The 23,010-nt window shown below is 61.1% G+C and carries 20 protein-coding genes; 12 read left to right on the forward strand and 8 right to left on the reverse strand.

Annotated elements, in window-relative coordinates; all coding sequences use genetic code 11:
- Positions 1–89: 89 nt before the first annotated feature.
- The 5 genes from urtE to urtA all read right to left on the reverse strand — a co-directional run bounded on the left by urtE (position 90) and on the right by urtA (position 4,855).
- The gene (gene urtE, locus C1949_RS00005) at positions 90–779 is read right to left on the reverse strand and encodes an urea ABC transporter ATP-binding subunit UrtE (RefSeq protein ID WP_104736433.1); all 690 of its coding nucleotides are present in this window, start codon (positions 777–779) and stop codon (positions 90–92) included.
- An 18-nt stretch (positions 780–797) separates the two neighbouring features.
- Positions 798–1,538 carry an urea ABC transporter ATP-binding protein UrtD gene (gene urtD / locus C1949_RS00010; protein ID WP_104736434.1) on the reverse strand — a complete coding sequence of 247 codons (741 nt, stop codon included), beginning with the start codon at positions 1,536–1,538 and terminating at the stop codon, positions 798–800.
- On the reverse strand, positions 1,535–2,677 hold the full coding sequence (urtC, locus tag C1949_RS00015; RefSeq protein WP_104736435.1) for an urea ABC transporter permease subunit UrtC: 1,143 nt from the start codon (positions 2,675–2,677) through the stop codon (positions 1,535–1,537). Before urtC ends, urtD begins: the two co-directional genes overlap by 4 nt.
- Before the next feature lie 27 nt (positions 2,678–2,704).
- Positions 2,705–3,628 (reverse strand): urea ABC transporter permease subunit UrtB, encoded by a 924-nt coding sequence (urtB, locus tag C1949_RS00020; RefSeq protein ID WP_104736436.1) that lies wholly within the window; start codon positions 3,626–3,628, stop codon positions 2,705–2,707.
- 66 nt (positions 3,629–3,694) lie between these two features.
- Entirely contained in the window at positions 3,695–4,855 is a 1,161-nt protein-coding gene (urtA, locus tag C1949_RS00025; RefSeq protein ID WP_211287044.1) for an urea ABC transporter substrate-binding protein, read from the reverse strand.
- A 533-nt stretch (positions 4,856–5,388) separates the two neighbouring features.
- Here urtA and fmdA point away from each other — a divergent pair.
- The 5 genes from fmdA to C1949_RS00050 all read left to right on the forward strand — a co-directional run bounded on the left by fmdA (position 5,389) and on the right by C1949_RS00050 (position 10,908).
- On the forward strand, positions 5,389–6,618 hold the full coding sequence (gene fmdA / locus C1949_RS00030; RefSeq protein WP_104736438.1) for a formamidase: 1,230 nt from the start codon (positions 5,389–5,391) through the stop codon (positions 6,616–6,618).
- A gap of 70 nt (positions 6,619–6,688) precedes the next feature.
- On the forward strand, positions 6,689–7,012 hold the full coding sequence (locus tag C1949_RS00035) for an FmdB family zinc ribbon protein (RefSeq protein WP_104736439.1): 324 nt from the start codon (positions 6,689–6,691) through the stop codon (positions 7,010–7,012).
- Positions 7,013–7,134: 122 nt separating this feature from the next.
- Complete coding sequence (locus C1949_RS00040; RefSeq protein WP_104736440.1) at positions 7,135–8,730, forward strand: sigma-54-dependent Fis family transcriptional regulator; 1,596 nt, start codon at positions 7,135–7,137, stop codon at positions 8,728–8,730.
- Positions 8,731–8,761: 31 nt separating this feature from the next.
- Complete coding sequence (locus tag C1949_RS00045; protein ID WP_104736441.1) at positions 8,762–9,808, forward strand: aliphatic amidase; 1,047 nt, start codon at positions 8,762–8,764, stop codon at positions 9,806–9,808.
- Positions 9,809–9,861: 53 nt separating this feature from the next.
- Positions 9,862–10,908, forward strand: a complete 1,047-nt coding sequence (locus tag C1949_RS00050) for an AAA family ATPase (protein WP_104736442.1) — start codon at positions 9,862–9,864, stop codon at positions 10,906–10,908.
- A 62-nt stretch (positions 10,909–10,970) separates the two neighbouring features.
- Here the strand turns inward: C1949_RS00050 and C1949_RS00055 are convergent, their stop codons facing one another.
- The 3 genes from C1949_RS00055 to rpmE all read right to left on the reverse strand — a co-directional run bounded on the left by C1949_RS00055 (position 10,971) and on the right by rpmE (position 13,402).
- Complete coding sequence (locus tag C1949_RS00055) at positions 10,971–12,233, reverse strand: malic enzyme-like NAD(P)-binding protein (RefSeq protein ID WP_104736443.1); 1,263 nt, start codon at positions 12,231–12,233, stop codon at positions 10,971–10,973.
- Between the two features lie 130 nt (positions 12,234–12,363).
- A complete protein-coding gene (locus C1949_RS00060; RefSeq protein WP_229744330.1) occupies positions 12,364–13,041 on the reverse strand; it encodes a thermonuclease family protein in 678 nt (225 codons plus the stop codon).
- Between the two features lie 148 nt (positions 13,042–13,189).
- On the reverse strand, positions 13,190–13,402 hold the full coding sequence (gene rpmE / locus C1949_RS00065; protein ID WP_088276158.1) for a 50S ribosomal protein L31: 213 nt from the start codon (positions 13,400–13,402) through the stop codon (positions 13,190–13,192).
- 221 nt (positions 13,403–13,623) lie between these two features.
- On the opposite strand from rpmE, the gene C1949_RS00070 reads away from it, so the two are divergent.
- The 7 genes from C1949_RS00070 to phaC all read left to right on the forward strand — a co-directional run bounded on the left by C1949_RS00070 (position 13,624) and on the right by phaC (position 22,996).
- Positions 13,624–15,840, forward strand: coding sequence for a primosomal protein N' (locus C1949_RS00070; RefSeq protein WP_104736445.1), 2,217 nt, complete (start codon positions 13,624–13,626; stop codon positions 15,838–15,840).
- Between the two features lie 461 nt (positions 15,841–16,301).
- Complete coding sequence (argS, locus tag C1949_RS00075; RefSeq protein WP_104736446.1) at positions 16,302–18,047, forward strand: arginine--tRNA ligase; 1,746 nt, start codon at positions 16,302–16,304, stop codon at positions 18,045–18,047.
- Positions 18,048–18,051: 4 nt separating this feature from the next.
- Entirely contained in the window at positions 18,052–18,630 is a 579-nt protein-coding gene (locus C1949_RS00080; RefSeq protein ID WP_104736447.1) for an SPOR domain-containing protein, read from the forward strand.
- Between the two features lie 125 nt (positions 18,631–18,755).
- Positions 18,756–19,286, forward strand: coding sequence for an ATP-dependent protease subunit HslV (hslV, locus tag C1949_RS00085; RefSeq protein WP_088276135.1), 531 nt, complete (start codon positions 18,756–18,758; stop codon positions 19,284–19,286).
- 19 nt (positions 19,287–19,305) lie between these two features.
- Complete coding sequence (gene hslU / locus C1949_RS00090) at positions 19,306–20,646, forward strand: ATP-dependent protease ATPase subunit HslU (protein ID WP_104736448.1); 1,341 nt, start codon at positions 19,306–19,308, stop codon at positions 20,644–20,646.
- A 101-nt stretch (positions 20,647–20,747) separates the two neighbouring features.
- Positions 20,748–21,128: a gamma-butyrobetaine hydroxylase family protein gene (locus C1949_RS00095; protein ID WP_104736449.1), complete on the forward strand. Its 381-nt coding sequence runs from the start codon at positions 20,748–20,750 to the stop codon at positions 21,126–21,128.
- A 185-nt stretch (positions 21,129–21,313) separates the two neighbouring features.
- Entirely contained in the window at positions 21,314–22,996 is a 1,683-nt protein-coding gene (phaC, locus tag C1949_RS00100; RefSeq protein WP_104736450.1) for a class II poly(R)-hydroxyalkanoic acid synthase, read from the forward strand.
- Positions 22,997–23,010: the final 14 nt, after the last annotated feature.

A 23,010-nucleotide genomic window follows, 5' to 3' on the forward strand; every position in this document is an offset into this window, starting at 1 on the left:
ATTTTCCGTCAAGCCCTATTTTCGTGCCGGCATGAAAAAACCCGGCTTCCTTACGGATAGCCGGGTTTTGCCCTGCGAGACGCAGGTGTTCAGACCGACAGATAACGACTGATATGGTCCTTGTCGATTTGCTCACCTACCGCCTCATGGACAATCTTGCCCTTGTCGATCACCAGCATCCGGTCTGCTACTGCCAGCGCGAAGCTCAGCACCTGCTCCGACACGACGATGCTGATCTTGCGCAGCTGCTTGATCTCGTTAAGCGTGGTTGCCAATTGCTTGATGATCGATGGCTGAATCCCCTCGGTTGGCTCATCCAGCAGCAGAATCTTGGGGTCGGCCGCCAGTGCTCGACCGATCGCCAGCTGCTGCTGCTGACCACCTGACAAGTTGCCGGCCTTGCGATGGCGCATTTCCAGCAATACCGGAAACAACTCATAGATGTCATCCGGCACCTTGCGCCGCCCGGTGACTTCCAGCCCGGCCATGATGTTTTCCTCTACTGTCAGGGTCGGAAACACCATCCGCCCTTGCGGCACATAAGCAACGCCATTGGCCACCCGCTGGTAAGACTGCAGCCTGGACAGCTCCTTGCTATTAAAAGTGATCTCCCCGCCGCTGCAGGGAATCATGCCGATCAGCGACTTGAACAGCGTGGTCTTGCCCATGCCGTTGCGGCCCATGATCGCTACCGTCTCATTCTCACCCACGTCCAGGTCAATACCGTGGATGACCTCACTCATGCCATAACTGACCCGCAGATCACGTACGTTCAGCATGCTCATGCTCCTTTGCAGTTAGTGGCCGAGGTAAACCTCGATGACCTTTTCGTTTGCCTGTACTTCGTCCATCTTGCCTTCAGCCAGCAACTTGCCCTGATGGAGAACGGTCACCCGGTGGGCGATGTCCTTGACGAAGTCCATGTCGTGCTCAATCACAATCACCGAGCGGTTTTTGCTGATCCGCCCGAGCAGTTCGGCGGTCGCCTCGCGCTCGGACACACTCATCCCCGCCACCGGCTCATCCAGCATCAACAGCTCCGGGTCCTGAATCAGCAGCATGCCAATCTCCAGCCACTGCTTTTGGCCGTGGCTGAGCAGACCGGCGCTGGTATCCAGGCGGTCGCTGAGAAAGATCTCTCCGGCGACGTCCATAACCCGTGCATTGACCTGTTCGGTGACTTTGAAAAACAAGCTGCCGAACACGTTGCGCCCCTTCGGGTACGACAACTCCAGATTTTCCCGCACCGTGAGGTTTTCGTAGATCGACGGAGTCTGAAACTTGCGCCCTACCCCGGCCTTGACAATGTCGTGTTCGACCAGTTTGGTCAGCTCGGTGTCTTTGAATTTGATCGAGCCCGCCGAGGCTTTGGTCTTGCCGCAGATCAAATCCAGCAGCGTGGTCTTGCCGGCGCCGTTCGGCCCGATCACCACCCGCACTTCGTTGCGCTCAACGTATAGGTTCAGACCGTCGACCGCCTTGAAGCCATCAAAGGACACAGTCAGATCTTCGATGGCCAGCAGAATGGGAGAACTCATGAGCGCGCCTCCTGAGCAACCGACTTGCCTTCTTCACTCACCGCCGCCCGCTTGCGCGAGAACAGCTTGGCGACCTGCGGACGCACGTAGTCTTCATAGATACCGGCCAGCCCCTGCGGGAACAGCAGCACGACTCCGATGAACAGCGCACCCATGAACACGATCCACAGTTGCGGAAAGCTCTCCGACAGCAGAGTCTTGGCCAGATTCACCAGCAGCGCCCCATACACCGCACCAATCAGCGACAGCCGACCGCCAACCGCGCAGAAGATCACCATTTCAATCGAGGCCACGGTGCCGACGAACGACGGCGACATAAAGCCAACCTGCAGTGCGAACATCGCCCCACCCAACGCCGAGAACACGCCGGCCAGGGCAAACACGAAGATCTTGATGTTGGCGACGTCGTACCCGGAGAAACGCACCCGGTCTTCCTGGTCGCGCATGGCGATCAGCAATTTGCCGTAACGACTGTTGAGTACAAACTGGCCAACCAGCAAGCAGGCGATCAACAGAATGCAGCAGAGGAAATAGAGCAGATACTTGGCACTGTCTGGGCGGATGTCCCACCCCAGCATGGTGCGCAGGTCGGTAATGCCGTTGATGCCGCCGGTATAGCCCTGCTGACCGATGATCAGAATGGTGGCGATGGAGGCAATCGCCTGGGTAATGATCGCGAAGTACACCCCGCCGACCCGGCGCTTGAACATGGCCGCACCAATCAGAAAGGCAACCAGCGCCGGCACCGTCAGGATCAGCAGCACAGTCAGCGTCAGGCTGTGAAAGGGCATCCACCCCAACGGCAGCTCGGTGATCTGGTTCCAGTCCATAAAGTCCGGAATACCCGGGGTACTTTGAATCGCGGTGTTCTCCGGGCTGGATGCTTCCAGCTTGAGGAACATCGCCATGCAATAACCGCCAATACCGAAGAACACCCCCTGCCCGAGACTGAGAATCCCGCCGTACCCCCAGCAGAGCACCAGCCCTACGGCGACAAACGCATAGGTCAGGTACTTACCGACCAGATTCAGACGGAAGATGTCCAGCGTCAGCGGCAGGATCACCATCAGCAGGACGGCCAGCGCGAGCAACTGCAGCAAGCGTTGCCGCCCCCCGAATGCTGCTATCCATTTATCCATTTCAATAACCTCCAGCGCAGGCGTCGCTTAGCGACGCACCTTGCTTGCAAAGAGCCCCTGGGGACGGAACATCAGAATCGCGACCACAGTCAGCAAGGTGATCACCTTGGCCATGGAGCCACTGAGGAAGAATTCGAGAATCGACTGCGACTGGGCGATGCCGAAGGCCGACACCACGGTGCCGAACAGGCTGGCAGCACCACCGAACACCACTACCAGGAAGGTGTCGACGATATACAGAGAGCCGGTAGTCGGACCGGTCGAGGCGATAGTGGTAAAGGCGGCACCGGCAACCCCGGCGATACCGCAGCCGAGCGCAAAGGTAAAGCGGTCTACCCGTTGGGTATTGATACCCGCAGCGTTGGCCATCATCCGATTCTGGGTCGTCGCACGCACCTTGATGCCCCAGCGCGAGCGGTACAGCAGAATCACCACCAGCACCGTCATCAGCGCGGTGATACCCATGACGAACAGGCCGTTAAGCGGGATATCGATAATGTCGGTCGGCGCCCAGGAGCCCATCAGCCAGTCCGGCATAACGACGCTGACTTCACGCGGACCAAAGGTCGAACGGTAAATCTGCTGCAGGATCAGCCCCAGCCCCCAGGTCGCCAGCAGCGTATCGAGCGGACGGGCATACAGCCGCCGGATCAATAGCATTTCGACCAGGTAGCCAAGTATGAAGGTACCGAGAAATGCCAGCACAACGGCCAGCGGGAAGTAAAACTGCTGCATCCAGGGCCAGGTTTCGGTGGCCAGCTTGGATACCATCCAGGTGATGTAGGCGCCCAGCGTAAGAAATTCACCATGGGCCATGTTGATGACGCCCATCTGCCCGAAGATGATCGCCAGCCCGAGGGCCATCAGCAGAAAGACGCAGAACAGACTCAGGCCACTGAATCCTTGCATCACAAAAATGGCCACGAGCTCCTGACTTGAATATCCGCCCATAATTACTCTCCTAGACGGGTGCGGCCACCTGGACCGCACCCTGTTGCATCACTTCAAACGGACGTCTTACTGGTAGCCTTCCGGGAAGGGATTCGGTTCGATCAGGTCGGACTCGTAAACCACAGTGGCCTGGCCGTCAGCACCCCATTGACCAACCCGCAGCTTGCTCCACAGGTGGTGGTTCGGATGAACGCGGACGTAGCCTTCAGGCGCGGTAGTCAGCTCAATATCAGCGGAGGCTGCAGCCACAGCATCAACGTCAAAGCTGCCAGCCTTCTCAACCGCGGCTTTCCACAGCCAAGGGCCGAGGTAGGCGGCTTGGGTTACGTCGCCGATCACGCTGTCTTCACCCCAGCGTGCCTTGAACGCGTCGACGAAGGCCTGGTTGTTTTCGTTGTCCAGCGACTGGAAGTACTTCATCGCGGAGTAGAAACCTTCCATGTTCTCACCACCGATACCCAGTACTTCATCCTCGGTTACCGAAATGGTCATGATGGTTTGACGGTCAGCCGTGATACCGGCGGCCTTGAGCTGCTTCCACCAGGCGACGTTGGAACCGCCAACGATGCTGGAATAAACAACATCAGGTTTCTTCAGGCGGATCTTGTTGATCAGCGAGCCGAAGTTGGTATTGCCCAGCGGGTAATACTCCTCGCCGACAACTTCGCCACCCAGCACGTCTTCGATGTGCTTGCGGGCAATCTTGTTGGAGGTGCGCGGCCAGATGTAGTCGGAGCCGACCAGGTAGAAGGTCTTGGCGTCCTTTTCTTCGGCGATCCAGTCAAGACCGGCGATGATCTGCTGGGTGGCTTCCTGGCCGGTGTAAATCACGTTCTTGGATTGCTCCAGCCCCTCATAGAAGGTCGGGTAGTAGAGCATGCCGTTCTCGTTCTCGAAGACCGGTAATACCGCCTTACGAGAGGCGGAGGTCCAGCAGCCGAAAACCGAGGCAACGCGGTCCTGAACCAGCAGCTTGCGGGCCTTCTCGGCAAAGGTCGGCCAGTCACTGGCGCCGTCTTCCTGGATGATTTCGATCTGGCGACCCAGCACACCGCCCATGGCGTTGATCTGCTCGATGGCCAGCATTTCTGCCTCAACCGAACCGGTTTCGCTGATCGCCATGGTGCCGGTAATGGAGTGGAGAATACCGACTTTGACGGTGTCGTCGGTCACGGCCAGCCCAGTGGTATTGACCTCAGCCGTCGGCATATCTGCCGCACCCGCCATGCTGGCCAGGCCCAGACCTGTGCCCAGCGCCAGACCGATCAGGCCACGCTTCCAGGCTGGCTTGCTGCGTTTTGAGTCTTGCATAGGGTGAATCTCCTTGATGTGGGTAGAACCGGCTGGCAGACCTCTCTCCCCGGCCTGCCTTGCCTGTCATCAAGGCCTACAGCAACCACTGTGCCAGCGCGCCAGAGTGCGCACTGTCAAACCACCATGACGGCCAAAAATCCTTTGCAGATCAATTGACTGCATAGCTGTATCAAAATCTTCCAGGCGCTCGACTGCGGCCAATGTCAAGCAACGGCCAGGGGAAATGACAATCTGCACCTGACATTGTCATGACAATGTCCAACATCGCTTAGTGACATTGTTAAACCCGCCCGTCTCAGCGCCTGACAATGCGCTGAACAATTCATTTAAGGCACTGATATATAAGAAATAATAAAAACAAAACAAAGCTGGCACGGCTTCTGCTCAGGGAAAAGTACGGTCCATACACGGGCCCGACTCATCACCCAAGCAGAGGATTCGCTGTCATGGCAGAAACACTGATCAAGATCGATCTGAGCAAGAGCCCTCAGGAGCACGACAACATTCACAACCGCTGGCACCCGGACGTCCCGATGGTCGCCACGGTCAAGCCCGGCTCTGACTTCATCGTCGAATGCATGGATTGGACCGGCGGCCAGATCGGCAACAACGACAGTGCCGAAGACGTGCGCGACGTCGACCTGAGCAAGGTGCACTACCTCAGCGGCCCGATTGCAGTCGAGGGCGCCGAGCCGGGCGACCTGCTGGTCGTCGACATTCTCGACATCGGTGCCTTTGCCGATCAGATGTGGGGGTTCAACGGCGTGTTCGCCAAAGAGAACGGCGGCGGCTTCCTGACCGAACACTACCCGGAAGCGCGCAAGACCATCTGGGACTTTAACGGCATCTATACCAAGTCTCGCCATATTCCGGGCGTGGAGTTCATCGGCCTGATGCACCCCGGCCTGATCGGTTGCCTGCCGTCGCAGGACCTACTGGATGAATGGAACAGCCGCGAGCAGGCGCTGATTGATACCGACCCGGATCGCGTTCCAGCTCTGGCCAACCCGCCGTACGCCCCGACCGCGCATGTCGGCCGTGCCACCGGTGACGCTGCCGCCAAGGTCGCTGCTGAAGGTGCGCGCACCGTACCGCCGCGCGAACACGGTGGTAACTGTGACATCAAGGATCTGACCAAAGGCTCACGGGTGTTCTTCCCGGTATATGTGAAGGGCGGCGGCCTGTCGATGGGCGACCTGCACTTCTCCCAGGGCGACGGCGAAATTACCTTCTGCGGCGCCATCGAGATGGCTGGCTGGATTCATATCCGCGTCAACGTCATCAAGGATGGCTGCAAGAAGTACGGCGTGAAGAACCCGATCTTCCAGCCCAGCGACATGGCGCCAAGCTACAAGAAACACCTGATCTTCGAAGGCATCTCGGTCGACGAGAGCGGCAAGCAGCACTATCTGGATGCGCACGTTGCCTACCGTCAGGCCTGCCTGAATGCCATCGAATACCTGAAGAAATTCGGTTACAGCGGCGCCCAGGCGTACTCGCTGCTCGGCACAGCACCGGTGCAGGGTCACATCAGCGGTATCGTCGACGTGCCGAACGTCTGCGCCACCATCTGGATTCCGACCGAGATATTCGACTTCGACATCATGCCGAACGCCGAAGGCCCGACCATCGCGGTAAGCAGTCCGGAAGTGCCAACAGCCCTCTGGAAAGGCTGATAGCACAGCAGTGGCCCGCACCAGCATGGGCGGGCCACATCTTCCAAGTCGCACGTTTGCGGAGCAGATAATGCCTTTATACGATTTTGAATGTACCGACTGCGGCCCCTTCGAAGCGCTGCTGCCGAGCAGTGAGCGGAACCTGCCACGGGCCTGCCCAATCTGCTCGCAGCCCATGCAGCGCCGCATCAGCGCACCTCGCCTGCAGACCCTCAGCGCCCATCAGCGCAAGGCACACGAGACCAACGAGCGCAGCGCTCACGCCCCCAAGGTCAGCCACGGGCACAGTTGTTGCAGCTCCGGTAGTTGCCAGCACACCAAGCGCAAGGAGGGAGAACCTCCTGCCCTCAAACAACAGTCTGGACCACGACGACCCTGGATGATCAGTCACTAGATCAGAGGCGGTGCAGACCGCTTACCCAGTCAGCAGTGCAGGGATGACAGGTCGCGTGGATATCAGCCAACGCGGAGGATCTGTTCATCTTGAATGCCATACAGAAACGGACAGCCCAACAGATGATGAAGCGCGAACTCGTCGTCATTCTGGAGATGGCCAAGCTCCTCGAGAAACCACTGGATGCCCCACGCACCATTCAGGGCATCCTGCGTTTGCTGTCTCAGCTCTATGGACTGAACTGTGGACGCGTCAGCCTGCCGGAAGCGAACTCCCAGTCGCTACAGGTGAAGTACTCCTACGGCTTGTCAGTTGATGATCTCAAGGCCGGCCGCTTCAACGTCGACATCAATCAGGGCGTGACCGGCTATGTGATGCGCACCGGATCGATCGGTCTGGTGCCCGACGTCAACGACGAGCCACTGTTTGTGCGCCGCATTACCGAACTGTCGCACCACAGCGGCGGCCGCATGGCTTTTATCGCTGTGCCGATTCTCGAATCCGGCACCCCGATTGGCGTGCTCTCGGTGCAGCGCGAAGGCATGCACGAACGCCCCTTCGACGAAGACATCAGCCTGCTGCGCGTGGCCGCCGCGATGATCGGACAGGTGCTGCGCATCCACCAGTTTGTGGTGGACCAGACCGAGCATCTGGTCAAGGAAAACCAGAGCCTGCGCCACAGCATCGCGGTCGAAGGCATGCTCAAGCAGAGCCTCGCCCACGGCATCCTCGGCAGCAGCCCGGCCTTGATGGACGCGGTGCGCTCGACCATTCAGGTCGCCCACAGCGATGCCCCGGTGATGCTGCTCGGCGAGTCCGGCACCGGCAAGGAAAAATTTGCGCGGATGATCCACCAGCAGAGCGACCGCCGCGAGAAGCCGTTCATCTGCATCAACTGTGCGGCGATTCCGGCAGACCTGCTTGAATCCGAACTGTTCGGCCACACCAAGGGCGCCTTCACCGGCGCGTCACAGAACAAGCAAGGCAAGATCGTCCAGGCCGACGGCGGCACGCTGTTTCTCGACGAAATCGGCGACATGCCGCTGTCACTGCAGGCCAAGCTGCTGCGCGTACTGCAGGAGAAGAAGGTCGACCCGATCGGTAGTCACGACTCCGTCGCCGTGGACTTTCGGGTGATTACCGCTACCCACGTCAACCTGCAGGCCTCGGTCAACCAGGGCGCCTTCCGCCTTGACCTGTTCTATCGCCTGCACGTGGTGCCGGTACACCTGCCGCCGCTGCGCGAGCGCCAGGAAGACATCCGTCAGTTGGCCCTGCACTTTCTCAACGAACTCAACCACCACTACGAACGCAACTGGAGCCTGGCAGCCGACGCCTTTGCGGTACTCGAAGGCTTCGACTGGCCCGGCAATATCCGGCAGTTGCAGAACGTACTGGAGCGGGCCTCACTGACCAGCGATCAGGAGCTGATTGATGCCGACAAGCTGCGTCAGGCACTGGCCTCGGAAAGCTCGATAGCAATCCCCGGCAACCGCCAGCCACAGGCCACCGCCGAGGTCGCCGCCCCTGGACCCAGCGACAACGCGCCCCGCCAGTACGGGCGCTCCTACAACTGGGTACAGGAAGACGAGGCCGACCGTATCCGCGCGATGCTATCGCAAACCAATAACAACCAGTCTGAAGCCGCACGCCGCCTGAACATCAGCCTGCGGCAACTGCGCTATCGGGTCGACAAACTCGGCATCGGGCGCAACTGACTGCAACTCAACCGCAACAAAGGAGTTACCCATGCGTCACGGAGATATTTCCAGCAGTCCCGATACCGTTGGCGTGGCTGTCGTCAACTACAAGATGCCGCGCCTGCACACCCGCGAAGAGGTACTCGACAACGCGCGCAAGATCGCCGATATGATCATCGGCATGAAACAAGGTCTGCCGGGCATGGACCTGGTGGTGTTTCCGGAATACAGCACCATGGGCATCATGTACGACGGCGACGAGATGATGGCGACCGCCACCACGGTACCCGGCGACGAAACCCGGATCTTCAGCGAGGCCTGCAAGCAGGCCAGCACCTGGGGCATCTTCTCGCTCACCGGCGAGCGTCACGAAGAACACCCGCACAAGGCGCCCTACAACACTCTGGTACTGATCAACGATCAGGGCGAGATCGTACAGAAGTACCGCAAGTGCATTCCCTGGTGCCCCATCGAAGGCTGGTACCCGGGCGATCGCACCTACGTATCCGAAGGCCCCAAGGGCATGAAGATCAGCCTGATCATCTGCGACGACGGTAACTACCCCGAAATCTGGCGCGATTGCGCGATGAAGGGCGCCGAGCTGATCGTCCGCTGCCAGGGTTACATGTACCCGGCCAAGGACCAGCAGGTGATGATGGCCAAGACCATGGCCTGGGCCAACAACTGCTACGTTGCCGTCGCCAACGCCACCGGCTTTGACGGCGTCTACAGCTACTTCGGTCATTCCGCGATCATCGGCTTCGACGGCCGTACGCTGGGCGAATGTGGCGAAGAGGACATGGGCGTGCAGTACGCGCAACTGTCGGTGTCGCAGATTCGTGATGCGCGTGCCAACGACCAGTCGCAGAACCACCTGTTCAAGCTGCTGCACCGTGGCTACACCGGCATGTACAACTCCGGCGACGGTGACCGAGGCGTGGCAGACTGCCCATTCGAGTTTTATCGCACCTGGGTCATGGACGCGGAGAAGGCGCGCGACAATGTCGAGGCCATAACCCGCAAAACCATCGGCGTCGCCGACTGCCCGGTCGGCGAGCTGCCCCACTCCGGCAAGGAACGCGAAGCCGGACTCTGACCACACCGGGGCGCCCGCACGGCGCCCCGCCCGGAGCGATACGGCCCAACACCATGCCCTTTATCAATGACCTGCTGGCCGAGAACCAGCAACACAACGAGCAGCAAGCGCCGCGCGCCCACACCAGCCGTTTCCTGTTTGAGCCGTTGCGCGTCATGCAGTTGCTGCAGCAGCGCATCATCGGTCAGGACGATGCCCTCGCAGAAATCAGCGACAGCCTGGCGGTGGTCAAGGCCGAGCTGGGCGATCCACGCAAACCACTCGGCGTGTTCCTCTTGCTCGGCCCTACCGGCGTCGGCAAAACCGAAACCGTGCGACTGCTGGCCGAGGCGATTCACGGTCGGGCCGATGCCCTGTGCCGGATCGACATGAACACCCTGGCACAGGAGCACTACGCAGCCTCCCTGACTGGCGCACCACCCGGCTACGTCGGCAGCAAGGAAGGCACCACCCTGTTCGACCGCGAGGCCATCGAAGGCAGCTTCGGCAGACCCGGCCTCGTGCTGTTTGACGAGCTGGAGAAAGCTAGCGACCCGGTCATTCGCGCGCTGATGAATATCTTCGACAACGGCCAACTGCGCCTCAGCGCCGGCAACAGCACATTGGACTTTCGCAACAGCCTGATCTTTTTGACCAGCAACCTCGGCGCCAGCAGCGTGCAACAACTGGAGCAGGGCTGGGCGCGACTGTTGCCACCCCGCTGGCGCAGCAGCCTACAGCAACGGGTACAGCGGCGTGCACTGCAACAGCGTTTTGATCCCGAGTTTCTCAACCGACTGGATCACCGCATTCGCTACCGCTCACTGCACAGCAGCCAGTTGCAGCATCTGGTCGAACTGGCGTTGGCGCAGCTCAATCAACGACTGGCCCGGCATCAGGTTCAGCTGGCGCTGGATGCCGAGCTGCGTGACTGGCTTGCAGCCCGCGGCCACGACCACCGCTTCGGCGCGCGCGCCATCGCGCGCAGCTTTCGCCATCACCTTGAGCCCGCGGTCGCCAGAGCCTTGCTTGACGCCGAGCCCCCCCCTGCGGGCAGCCTGCTGCGCGCCAGCCTGAACGCGGGGGAGGTGCAGATCCGGATTGAACCACCACCAGTCTGACAGCAAACAACAGGCACAAAAAAACCCGCCGAAGCGGGTTTTTTCGTTCAACGCAATGCCGTTCAGATGCAGTCTTCAACCGACTTGAGCGGGTAGTGCGCCGGATAGGGCAGCGTGGCAACGCCAGAATCGATGGCTGCCTGGGCAACAGCGGCCGGCACCTTCTCGATCAGACGGACGTCCATCGGCTTCGGAATGATGTACTCACGGCCGAATTCCAGATCGATCCCACCGTAGGCCTGGGAAACGTATTCCGGTACCGGCTCCTTGGCCAGTTCGCGGATGGCGTGAACCGCAGCGATCTTCATTTCTTCGTTGATGCGGGTCGCACGAACGTCCAGCGCACCACGGAAGATGAAGGGGAAGCCCAGAACGTTGTTGACCTGGTTCGGGTAGTCGGAACGACCGGTAGCCATGATCACATCAGGACGCGAAGCGTGGGCCAGCGCGGGGTCGATTTCCGGATCCGGGTTCGAGCAGGCGAACACAATCGGGTTCTCGGCCATCAGTTTCAGCTCAGCCGGTTGCAGCAGGTTCGGACCGGACAGACCAACGAACACGTCAGCACCTTTCATGGCATCAGCCAGGGTGCGCTTGTCGGTCTCGGTGGCGAAGATGGCCTTGTATTCGTTCAGGTCATCGCGGCCAGCGTGGATCACGCCCTTGCGGTCGAGCATGTAGATGTTTTCGGTCTTGGCGCCCAGGCTGACCAGCAGCTTCATGCAGGCGATGGCAGCCGCACCGGCACCCAGGCAGACGATTTTGGCGTTTTCGATGGTCTTGTCGGCCAGTTCCAGCGCGTTGATCATCGCCGCAGCGGTAACGATAGCGGTGCCGTGTTGATCATCGTGGAATACCGGGATGTCGCACTGCTCGATCAGAGCGCGCTCGATCTCAAAGCACTCAGGGGCTTTGATGTCTTCCAGGTTGATACCACCAAAGGTGCAGGAGATACGCTTGACGGTATCGATGAAGGCCTGCGGGCTCTCGGCTTCAACTTCGATGTCGAAAACATCAACGCCAGCGAAGCGCTTGAACAGAACACCCTTGCCTTCCATGACCGGCTTGCTCGCCAGCGGGCCGAGGTTACCCAGGCCCAGAATGGCGGTGCCGTCAGAGATAACGGCAACCAGGTTACCCTTACCGGTGTATTTGTAGGCGTTTTCCAGATCCTTGGCGATTTCACGCACCGGCTCTGCTACACCCGGGCTGTACGCCAGAGCCAGATCGCGGGCAGTCGCGGTCGGCTTGGTCAGTTCAACGCTCAGTTTGCCTGGACGCGGTTCGGCGTGATAGGCGAGTGCATCAGTTCTCAAATCAGACATGGTCACTATTTTCCGGTCAGGTTGCTCATGCGGACGACGGAGAGTACATAAAACGACACACCCTCGCAAGGTTATTCACGAGATCAATGTCAAGGACATTCTCTTACAACTTTGAGTCATCTTGACGTTGTCAGTGAGTACTGACCGGGTGTATCTGGGCCGGGTGACGCAGGTTGATCATAAAGCGCCGAAAGCCATTCTGCTGCTCGCCGCGATCAACTACCCAGCCGCGCACTTCCAGCTCACGGCCGGCCCAGCTGCTATCCGGTAGCGCCGTAAAGTGGGCCTGATCCCGGCGCTCCAGCCTGAGCGTCAGCGGGCCGTCCAGATCAATCCAGAGCGCCGGACGCGTCTGGGTAACAGCAACCACCCGGCCGCGCAGCAGTTGAAAACCGCCGTTCTCGAGCCGCCCCACCGACTGCACCGGATCAGACTGCCAGAGCCCTCGCCGGGACTGACGCGCGTCGGCCTCAGCTGCCAGATAGCACTCGGCCAGCGCATCATTGGGCGGAATGACGATCGCATAACCGAGACCGGCCTGCAGCAACTGTGCCTCAACGCTGCGGCCGTGGCTGTCGAACAGATAGCCCAGCGTACGGCCGTAATGATCGCGCGGACCAGCCCCGACCTTGAGCTGTAACGGCTCATCGTCGACCAGCGCCAGCAGCTCCCGCCGAGCCGCCTGCGCCCAGGGCTCCGACGCCTTGCCGTCACGCCCAATCTCGGGGGTATTGATACCCGCCAGCCGCAGCCGGCGGCCGTCTGCCAGACGCAGGGTATCGCCGTCGGTGACACTTCGGCTGTACACCGTTTCACCCCCTGCAGGCACTGCACAGGATGCTGCCGGTGGCTCAGCCTGAACGCAGCTAGCCAGTAAACTGCAGACAAGAAAAAAGGCGCCCACGAGGGACGCCTTCTTTTCGTTCGCCAGAGCCACAAGGGCCTGCATGACGAACTTACTTGCTGCTGACCGCGCCAAAGCGAGCCTTGAAGCGCTCGATACGGCCGCCGGTGTCCAGAACTTTCTGCTTACCGGTGTAGAACGGGTGGCACTCGGAGCAGACGTCCAGGTGGATCGGAGCGCACAGGGTGGAACGGGTCTTGATCACCGCGCCGCAGCTGCAGGTCGCTTCGATTTCTTCATACTTCGGATGCAAATCAGCTTTCATGGTATGTCCTCGGTTGGTTTGTGCCGCCACCGGATCAACCTGATCGGGCACCGCACTCTGAATCTGTTCTACCAGCCAAGTGACTGCATGCCACAAGCGGCGCATACAGAGTGACCGGAAAATAGGCCGGCGATGATAACAGAATCCGTCCCCGACGCAAGCACCATTGTTTTCCGCCCGTCGGTGGTACCATCTGCTGCACGCCCTATGGAGTGATCTGCGTGACCGGACCCATCTTGCAAGTTGCCCTGCCCTCACCGCTGAGACGCCTGTTCGACTACCGCGCGCCGCGGGGAGTCAGTGCAGCCGATCTGCAGGTGGGCCAGCGGGTGCGGGTGCCGTTCGGCAATCGCGCCATGGTTGGCATGATTGCCGGCATCAGTGACCACACCGAGGTGCCGGCCAATCGACTCAAGCCCGCCGAGGCGCTGCTCGATCTGACGCCAGTGCTGCCCGACAGCCTCTGGCGCCTGTGTCTGTGGACCGCACGTTACTATCAGCACGGCCTCGGCGATACTCTCAGCGTCGCCCTGCCGGTCCTGCTGCGCCAGGGCGAACCGGCGCTGGCCCGCCAGGACCAGCTCTGGCAGCTGCAGCCCGGCGCCTACCCCGAGCACCCGGCGGTGCAACGTGCGCCAAAGCAAAAACAGGCGGTACAAATCCTCGCCCAGCATCCGCATGGCCTGTCCCACGCGCTGATCGGCCAATGGGGGCTGAGCCGCGACACGCTGGTCACCCTTGAGGGCAAGGGCCTGGTCCAGCGCATCGAGCGCTCACCGCACCATGTCGCCGAACCGCTGCCTTTATTAAGGGAGGCGCACCTCACCGCCAACGCCGAACAGCAGGCGGCACTGGACGCGATTCTCGGAGCCGAGGGTTTTCATACCTGGCTACTGGAAGGGGTAACCGGCAGCGGCAAAACCGAGGTTTACCTGCAAGCGATTGAGCGCTGCCTACTCAGCGGCCACCAGGCGCTGGTACTGATACCGGAGATTGGCCTGACCCCCCAAACCCTGAGCCGCTTTCAACAGCGCTTCAGCGCACCGGTGGTGATTCTCCATTCCGGTCTGAATGATCGCGAGCGACTGGATGCCTGGATCGCTGCCCGCGACGGCGACGCATCCATTGTTATTGGTACCCGCTCGGCGATCTTCACCCCGCTGGCACGGCCCGGCCTGATCATCGTCGATGAGGAGCACGACCTCTCCTATAAACAGCAGGACGGTCTGCGCTACAACGCGCGCGATCTGGCGGTCTACCGTGGCCACCTGGAACAGGTGCCGGTGATCCTCGGCTCGGCGACGCCGTCGTTCGAGAGCCTGCACAACGTGCAACAGGGCCGCTACCGGCACCTGCGCCTGACCCTTCGCGCCGGCAACGCCAAGGCACCGACCTTCCAGTGCCTGGATATTCGTAGCCGTCCACTGGAAGGTGGACTCTCCCGCCCGTTGACCGAGCTGGTCGGCGAGCACCTCAAGCGTGGCAATCAGGTACTGGTATTCATCAACCGCCGCGGCTTTGCCCCGACCCTGATGTGCCACGACTGCGGCTGGATTGCCGAGTGCCGACGCTGCGACGCGCGCATGACCGTGCACCAGTCGCCGCCGCACCTGCATTGCCATCACTGCAACAGCCAGCGCCCGCTCGATCGCCACTGCCCCAAATGCCAGAGCGAAGACCTGCGCCCGCTGGGTGCCGGCACCGAGCGCACCGAGGAGTTTCTCAAGGAACGCTTTCCGCACACCGACGTACTGCGCATCGACCGCGAGAGCATGAGCCGCAAGCGCGCCATGCAGGACATGATGGACACCATCCAGAGCGCCAAGCCGTGCATTCTGGTCGGCACCCAGATGCTCGCCAAGGGGCATCACTTCCCCAACGTCACCCTGGTCGCCATTCTGGATGCCGACGGCGGGCTGTTCTCCGCCGACTTCCGCGGCCCCGAGCGCATGGCACAGATGATTACCCAGGTCGCCGGACGCGCCGGACGCGCCGAAAAACCAGGGCAGGTCATCATTCAGACCCACATGGCCGAGCACCCGTTACTGATCGAACTGACCGAGCGCGGCTACCCAGCGATTGCCGAGCGCGAGCTGGCCGAACGTGAAATGGCCCAACTGCCGCCCTATCGTTTCATGGCGCTGCTACGCGCCGAAGCCAATCAGGCCAGCGCCGCCGAGGACTTTCTCGAAGCCGCGCTGGAGCAGGCCGAGGTACTGATCGGTCAGCACAACCTGGCGGACATCGACCTGCTCGGCCCGGTACCCTCACCAATGGAACGTCGCGCCGGCCGCCACCGCGCCCAACTGCTGCTGCAAGCCGCCCAGCGCTCGGCCCTGCATCAGCTGGTGCACATGCTGCTGCCTTTGCTGGAACAGCACCCGCAGGCGCGCAAGGTGCGCTGGTCGATTGATATTGATCCACTGGATATGTTTTAGCAGTGGAGTGATGACTTCCACGCTCCGCCAGACCGAACGCAGAGCATGGGAACGATCAGGGGTGTTGCAAGGCGTGAAGACTGCACGGACCAACTCCCCGTTTACGCGGGCGAGTAGCGCAGGGCTAGCGGGAAAGAGGACGGCAGCATGTTTGAGGAGCGCAGCGACGAGTTCTGCCGGCCCCCGTTAGCCCGAGCAACGCAGCAAACCCGCAGGGCCGCGTAGCCGGGTGCCCCGGGGGATCGCTAAGGGGGGCTGGGCAAGCAGCTCCCCTTGGCTCGCCGTAAAAGGCGAAAGGCTGACTAAGAGACAGCACAGAGAGCAACCAGCCCAGCGCAGCACTGAATAAAGCCCGCGCAAACCACAACAACCCACCCCACCCGACCACAGGGTTTGGCAAGCCGCCCCATAAAACGGATAATGTCAGGTTTTCACTGGGCACCTGCCGGATACTCCATTAAATGAAGAACCTGATCAGCCAACTGCTTGCCGACGCTGTAGACCGCCTCAAGGCCGACGGCGTGCTGCCGACCGACCTTTCGCCCTCCATTCAGGTCGAGAATGCCCGCGACAAGGCGCACGGCGACTTCGCCAGCAACCTGGCGATGATGCTGGCCAAGCCGGCCGGCATGAAGCCGCGCGATCTGGCCGAGAAGCTGATTGCCGCCCTGCCCGCCCACCAGGCCGTTGCGTCGGTCAACATCGCCGGCCCCGGTTTCATCAACTTCTTCCAGGATGCCGGCTGGCTGGCCGGTCAGCTTGAAACCGCACTGACCGACCCGCAGCTGAGCGTACGCGCCGAGATTCCAGCCCAGCGCGTGGTGGTCGATTACTCCTCGCCGAACCTGGCCAAGGAAATGCACGTTGGCCACCTGCGCTCCTCGATCATCGGTGACGCGGTTGCCCGCATCCTCGAATTCCTCGGCCACACCGTGATCCGCCAGAACCACGTGGGCGACTGGGGCACCCAGTTCGGCATGCTGCTGGCCTACATGGAAGAACACAGCGTCGACGCCGAAGCCAAGCTGGGCGATCTGGAGAATTTCTACCGCCAGGCCAAGAAGCGCTTCGACGAAAGCGAAGACTTCGCCGCCCGCGCCCGCCAGCGCGTGGTCGACCTGCAGGCTGGCGAACCGTCCTGCCTGGCCCTGTGGGAACGCTTCAACAGCATTTCCCTCGGTCACTGCCAGGCCGTCTACGACCGCCTTGGCGTCAGCCTGACGCCGGCTGACGTACGCGGCGAAAGCGCCTACAACGCCGATCTGCCGGGCATCGTTGCCGATTTGCGCAGCGCCGGCCTGCTGACCGAAAGCGAAGGTGCCCAGTGTGTTTTTCTCGAGCAGTTCAAGAACGCCGACGGCAACCCGCTGCCGGTGATCGTACAAAAGGCCGGCGGCGGCTACCTGTATGCCACCACCGACCTGGCCGCCATGCGCTACCGCCATGCCGAGCTGCACGCCAATCGCGTGCTGTACTTTGTTGACCAGCGTCAGGCGCTGCACTTCCAGCAGGTATTTGCCGTGGCCCGGGCAGCAGGCTTTGTTCCCGCCGACATGCAACTTGAACACATGGGCTTCGGCACCATGAATGGCGCCGACGGCAAGCCGTTCAAGACCCGCGACGGCGGCACCGTCAAGCTGGTCGATCTACTCGACGAGGCAGAGCAGCGTGCTCTGCGCCTGGTTAAAGAGAAAAACCCGGAGCTGCCGGCCGACGAGCTGCGCGCCATCGGCGCCGCCGTGGGGATTGGCGCGGTCAAGTACGCCGACCTCTCCAAGCACCGCAGCAGCGACTACAGCTTCAACTTCGACCTGATGCTGAGCTTCGAGGGCAACACCGCGCCCTACATGATGTATGCCTACACCCGTGTTGCCAGCGTATTCCGTAGACTGGAGCGCAGCATGGACGCGGTCGCCGATCTGGCACCGCTGGCGCTGATCGAGCCGGCCGAAACCGAACTGGGTGCGCATCTGGCGCAGTTCAACGCCACGCTGAATTACGTTGCTCGCGAAGGTACCCCACACGTACTCTGCACCTATCTGTACGAGCTGGCCGGTCGCTTCTCCAGCTTCTATGAACAGTGTCCGATCCTCGCAGCGGACACTGAGACCCAGCGCGACAGCCGTCTGCGCCTGGCAGCACTGACCGGCCGCACTCTCAAGCAGGGTCTGAACCTGCTGGGCATCAACACTCTGGAGCGTATGTAAGGGCATGGCAAAAGGACGCAAAGCCCCCCGCCGCGGCGCCAGCCGCGCGCAATCTGCGCCAAAGCGCAAAGGCATTCCCGGCTGGTTGTGGCTGGTCAGCGGACTGGTTATTGGTGTGTTCGTTACTTTCCTGCTGCAACTCGAGCCAGGGCGTGAGGAGGTCCGGCGCGCCCCCGAGCCGCCCAAGCCCGCCAACACCCCAGCGGCACAGCCCAGCACGCCGAAGCCGCAATACGATTTTTACACCCTGCTGCCAGAGTCGGACGTCAATGTCCCCCAGCAGCCTGCCCAGCCTGCTCCGGCGCCGACACCTGTACCTGCGCCCGAGGCCAGCAAGCCGGCCGCCAATGGCCCGTCCTACTATCTGCAGGCCGGTTCCTTTCGTCAGCGCTCCGACGCGGATCAACTGAGGGCGCAGATCCTGCTGCTTGGCCTGGACGTCAAGCTGGAGAACGCCACCATCAACGGAAATCAGTGGTACCGCGTTCAAGTTGGCCCATTCAGCAACAAAGACAGCATGACCCAAGCCCAGCGTACTCTCGGTGGTAACGGCTTCAGCAACCTCCTGCCACAGCAGCGTTGAGCCTTGCGCGCCCGTTTCTCGGGCGCGCTCTTCCTTTGCCTTGAAATCCTGATCAGCGCCCCCAGATCAGGAAGCAAGGCAGCGATCCTGCCGCTTTTCCCCCCACAGCCAACCAGGAGTTGCGCGTGACTACAATCGTATCCGTACGCCGCCACGGCAAGGTCGTGATCGGTGGTGACGGCCAGGTATCCCTCGGCAACACCGTCATGAAGGGCAATGCCCGCAAGGTACGCCGCCTCTACAAGGATCAGGTCATTGCCGGGTTTGCCGGTGGCACCGCCGATGCCTTTACCCTGTTCGAACGCTTTGAAGCCCAACTGGAAAAACACCAGGGCAACCTCGTCCGCGCCGCCGTCGAGCTGGCCAAGGACTGGCGCACCGACCGCGCCCTGCGCAAGCTGGAAGCCCTGCTTGCCGTCGCCAACAAGGACGCCTCGCTGATCATCACCGGCAACGGCGATGTCATTGAGCCTGAAGAAGGGTTGATCGCCATCGGTTCCGGTGGCCCCTACGCGCAATCCGCCGCGCGCGCCCTGCTGATGCACACCGAGCTGTCTGCTCGTGAGATCGTCGAAACCAGCCTCAACATTGCCGGCGACATCTGCATCTATACCAACCGCAACCTGACCATCGAGGAGCTGGACGCCAATACCTGAGGCGACCGGATTCAACCCCATGTCCATGACACCCCGTGAGATCGTGCACGAGCTGGACCGACACATCATCGGTCAGCAGGATGCCAAGCGCGCCGTCGCCATCGCCCTGCGCAACCGCTGGCGCCGCCAGCAGTTGCCCGAGGCACTGCGCAACGAAGTCACCCCGAAGAACATCCTGATGATCGGCCCGACCGGTGTCGGCAAGACCGAGATCGCTCGTCGTCTGGCCAAATTGGCCCAGGCACCGTTCATCAAGGTCGAAGCCACTAAGTTCACCGAGGTGGGTTACGTCGGTCGCGACGTCGAATCCATCATCCGTGATCTGGTCGATGCCGCCATCAAGCTGCTGCGCGAACAGGAGATGACCAAGGTTCGCTACCGCGCCGAAGACGCTGCCGAGGAGCGCATCCTCGACGCCCTGCTGCCAGGCGCCCGCCCTGCCACTGGCGACCAGCCGGAGCGCAGCGACAGCAGCACCCGACAGCTGTTCCGCAAGCGCCTGCGCGAAGGCGAACTGGACGACAAGGACATCGATATCGAGGTTGCAGACGCACCTGCCGGCATCGAAATCATGACCCCGCCGGGCATGGAAGAGATGACCAACCAGTTGCGCGACATGTTCTCCAACCTGGGCAAGGGCAAGAAGAAAACCCGCACCCTCAAGGTCCGCGACGCGCTCAAGCTGGTGCGCGACGAAGAGGCAGCACGCCTAGTCAATGAAGACGACCTGAAGACCCGCGCGATCAGCGCCGTCGAGCAGAACGGCATTGTCTTCCTTGATGAGATCGACAAGGTCAGCAAGCGCGCCGACAGCGGCGGCGGTGCTGACGTTTCCCGCGAAGGGGTACAGCGCGACCTGCTGCCATTGATCGAGGGCTGCACGGTGAACACCAAGTTCGGCATGGTCAAGACCGACCACATCCTGTTCATCGCGTCCGGTGCCTTCCACCTGACCAAACCGTCAGACCTGATTCCGGAGCTGCAAGGCCGCCTGCCGATTCGCGTTGAGCTGCAATCACTGACGCCGAGCGACTTCGAGCGCATCCTGACCGAGCCGGATGCGTCGCTGACCGAGCAGTATCGTGCTCTGATGGCAACCGAAAACCTGAAGATCGAGTTCGCCCCCGACGCCGTCAGCCGCCTCGCGGAAATCGCCTGGCAGGTCAACGAGAAGACCGAGAACATCGGTGCCCGCCGTCTGCACACAGTGCTTGAGCGCCTGCTGGAAGAAGTCTCGTTCAGCGCCGCCGATCTGGCCGCCAAGCACGATGAGCAACCGCTGGTTATCGACGCAGCCTATGTCGACAGTCACCTCGGTGAGCTGGCCGTCAACGAAGATCTGTCGCGTTACATCCTTTAACCCAAGCCGCAAGCTTCAAGCGGCAAGCGAACAGCAGATCGTGCGCGCCATGCGATCTGCTTGAAGCTTGAAGCTTGAAGCTTGAAGCTCAGGACTCTGCCATGCCCGCACCTATCCCGACCCGCATCAAGTTGCACAAGGCCTCGCGCACGCTGGAGCTGGGGTATGCCGACGGCAGCAGCTATCACCTACCTGCTGAATACCTGCGGGTCATGTCGCCCTCGGCTGAGGTGCGCGGCCATGGCAGCCCCATCCTCCAGACCGGCAAGATCAACGTTGCGTTAACCGGCATCGAGCCCGCTGGCCGCTACGCGCTCAAGCTGGTTTTTGACGACGGACACGACAGCGGCCTCTACAGCTGGGACTACCTCTACCACCTCGCCACCGAGCAGGTACAGCGCTGGCAGTCGTACCTCGACGAGCTGCACCAAAATGGCGCATCGCGCGACCCCGACGTCAGCGCTATCCGCTTCATCCCCTGACAAATTCCCTCCTCAACACCTGTCTGACACATAGATCTGGTTAAGTCGACCCAGTCAAAAAAAGGCGTTAACAGCACACAAGCTGCGTGCTAACGTGTCTCAGGAGTGCGACACCAGGAAGCTGGTTCAATTCTTGCTGGACTGCATTCAGAGCGGCTTCCCTGCCTCAGATTGGAGCGTTGAAAATGGGCGACAAAACCAATAACGAAAATCTGGCCAACAAGGCCAGCGAACATATTCTCGGTCCCAACCCGGTGGTTGGTGTACCAGCGCGCGACCTTATCAGCACTGCCCGGATGGTGTTACGGCAAACGGTCAAACAACCCGTCCACAGCCTGCGTCATATCGGCCGCCTGGGCCTGGCATTTACCGACGTGATGCTGGGCCGCTCACAACTTGCCCCCAGCGCCGACGACCGCCGCTTCGTCGATCCGACCTGGAGCCAGAATCCGCTCTACCGTCGCTATATGCAGACCTACCTCGCCTGGCGCAAGGAGCTCAACAGCTGGATTACCAGCTCGGACCTGTCAGCACAGGACATCAGCCGTGCGCAGTTTGTCATCGCCCTGATGACCGAGGCCATGTCACCGACCAATACCGCACTCAACCCGGCCGCCCTCAAACGTTTCTTTGAAACCGGTGGCAAGAGCATCATGGATGGCCTCACCCACATGGCCAAGGACATCGCCCACAACGGCGGCATGCCAAGCCAGGTGAACATGAATGCCTTTGAGGTCGGCGGCAACCTGGCCACCACTCGCGGCTCGGTCATCTTCCGCAATGAGGTGCTGGAACTGATCCAGTACAAGCCGCTGACCGAGGAGGTCTACGAGCGTCCGGTGCTGGTAGTACCGCCGCAGATCAACAAGTTCTACGTCTTCGACCTGTCGCCGGACAAGAGCCTGGCGCGCTACCTGGTCAGCAACCACATGCAGGGCTTCGTCGTCAGCTGGCGCAACCCGACCAAGAGCCACCGCGAGTGGGGGCTTAGCACTTATATCGACGCGCTCAAGGAAGCGGTCGACGTGGTGCTGGACGTGACCGGCAGCAAAGACCTGAGCATGCTCGGTGCCTGCTCGGGCGGCATCACCACCGTCTCCCTGCTTGGCCACTATGCCGCCCTGAAAGAGAAGAAGGTCCACTCCTACACCCTGCTGGTCAGCGTGCTCGATACCGAACTCAAGACCCAGGTTGCGCTGTTTGCGGACGAACGCTCGATCGAAGCAGCACGGCGCATGTCGTATCAAAGCGGTGTGCTCGAAGGCCGCGATATGGCAAGGATCTTTGCCTGGATGCGGCCCAACGACCTGATCTGGAACTACTGGGTTAACAACTACCTGCTGGGCAACGAGCCGCCGGTGTTCGACATCCTGTTCTGGAATAACGACACCACCCGCCTGCCCGCTGCGCTGCATGGCGAGTTCTTGGAAATGTTCAAGACCAACCCGCTCACCCGCCCTGGCGCGCTGGAGGTCAGCGGCACCCCGATTGATCTCAAGCAGGTGAAGAGTGACCTATTCGTCATCGCCGGCCTGAACGATCACATTACCCCCTGGGAAGCCTGTTACAAGTCGGCCATGCTGATGGGCGGCAAGTGCGAGTTCGTGCTGTCCTCAAGCGGTCATATCCAGAGTATCCTGAACCCGCCGGGCAATCCGAAAGCCCGCTTCTTTACCGGCGGCGATCTCAGCGGCGACGCCAAGCAGTGGCTGGAAACCGCAACCAAACAGTCTGACTCCTGGTGGCAATACTGGCGCGATTGGCTGCATACCCGCGGCGGCAAACGCAAACCGGCTCCGACGGTCCTTGGCAATGAGAACTATCCGGCGCTGGAACCAGCACCGGGTACCTACGTTCACGAGCGCTGAGTGGCGCCCAACAG

Source organism: Halopseudomonas oceani, from assembly GCF_002903165.1.
Classification (GTDB): Bacteria; Pseudomonadota; Gammaproteobacteria; order Pseudomonadales; family Pseudomonadaceae; genus Halopseudomonas; species Halopseudomonas oceani.

What these genes read in the sequence shown, in the direction of transcription:
- urtE (WP_104736433.1), bottom strand. Translation starts at nt 779, where the DNA reads ATGCTGAACGTACGTGATCTGCGGGTCAGTTATGGCATGAGTGAGGTC.
- urtD (WP_104736434.1), bottom strand. Translation starts at nt 1,538, where the DNA reads ATGAGTTCTCCCATTCTGCTGGCCATCGAAGATCTGACTGTGTCCTTT.
- urtC (WP_104736435.1), bottom strand. Translation starts at nt 2,677, where the DNA reads ATGGATAAATGGATAGCAGCATTCGGGGGGCGGCAACGCTTGCTGCAG.
- urtB (WP_104736436.1), bottom strand. Translation starts at nt 3,628, where the DNA reads ATGGGCGGATATTCAAGTCAGGAGCTCGTGGCCATTTTTGTGATGCAA.
- urtA (WP_211287044.1), bottom strand. Translation starts at nt 4,855, where the DNA reads ATGGCGGGTGCGGCAGATATGCCGACGGCTGAGGTCAATACCACTGGG.
- fmdA (WP_104736438.1), top strand. Translation starts at nt 5,389, where the DNA reads ATGGCAGAAACACTGATCAAGATCGATCTGAGCAAGAGCCCTCAGGAG.
- C1949_RS00035 (WP_104736439.1), top strand. Translation starts at nt 6,689, where the DNA reads ATGCCTTTATACGATTTTGAATGTACCGACTGCGGCCCCTTCGAAGCG.
- C1949_RS00040 (WP_104736440.1), top strand. Translation starts at nt 7,135, where the DNA reads ATGATGAAGCGCGAACTCGTCGTCATTCTGGAGATGGCCAAGCTCCTC.
- C1949_RS00045 (WP_104736441.1), top strand. Translation starts at nt 8,762, where the DNA reads ATGCGTCACGGAGATATTTCCAGCAGTCCCGATACCGTTGGCGTGGCT.
- C1949_RS00050 (WP_104736442.1), top strand. Translation starts at nt 9,862, where the DNA reads ATGCCCTTTATCAATGACCTGCTGGCCGAGAACCAGCAACACAACGAG.
- C1949_RS00055 (WP_104736443.1), bottom strand. Translation starts at nt 12,233, where the DNA reads ATGTCTGATTTGAGAACTGATGCACTCGCCTATCACGCCGAACCGCGT.
- rpmE (WP_088276158.1), bottom strand. Translation starts at nt 13,402, where the DNA reads ATGAAAGCTGATTTGCATCCGAAGTATGAAGAAATCGAAGCGACCTGC.
- argS (WP_104736446.1), top strand. Translation starts at nt 16,302, where the DNA reads ATGAAGAACCTGATCAGCCAACTGCTTGCCGACGCTGTAGACCGCCTC.
- C1949_RS00080 (WP_104736447.1), top strand. Translation starts at nt 18,052, where the DNA reads ATGGCAAAAGGACGCAAAGCCCCCCGCCGCGGCGCCAGCCGCGCGCAA.
- hslU (WP_104736448.1), top strand. Translation starts at nt 19,306, where the DNA reads ATGTCCATGACACCCCGTGAGATCGTGCACGAGCTGGACCGACACATC.
- C1949_RS00095 (WP_104736449.1), top strand. Translation starts at nt 20,748, where the DNA reads ATGCCCGCACCTATCCCGACCCGCATCAAGTTGCACAAGGCCTCGCGC.
- phaC (WP_104736450.1), top strand. Translation starts at nt 21,314, where the DNA reads ATGGGCGACAAAACCAATAACGAAAATCTGGCCAACAAGGCCAGCGAA.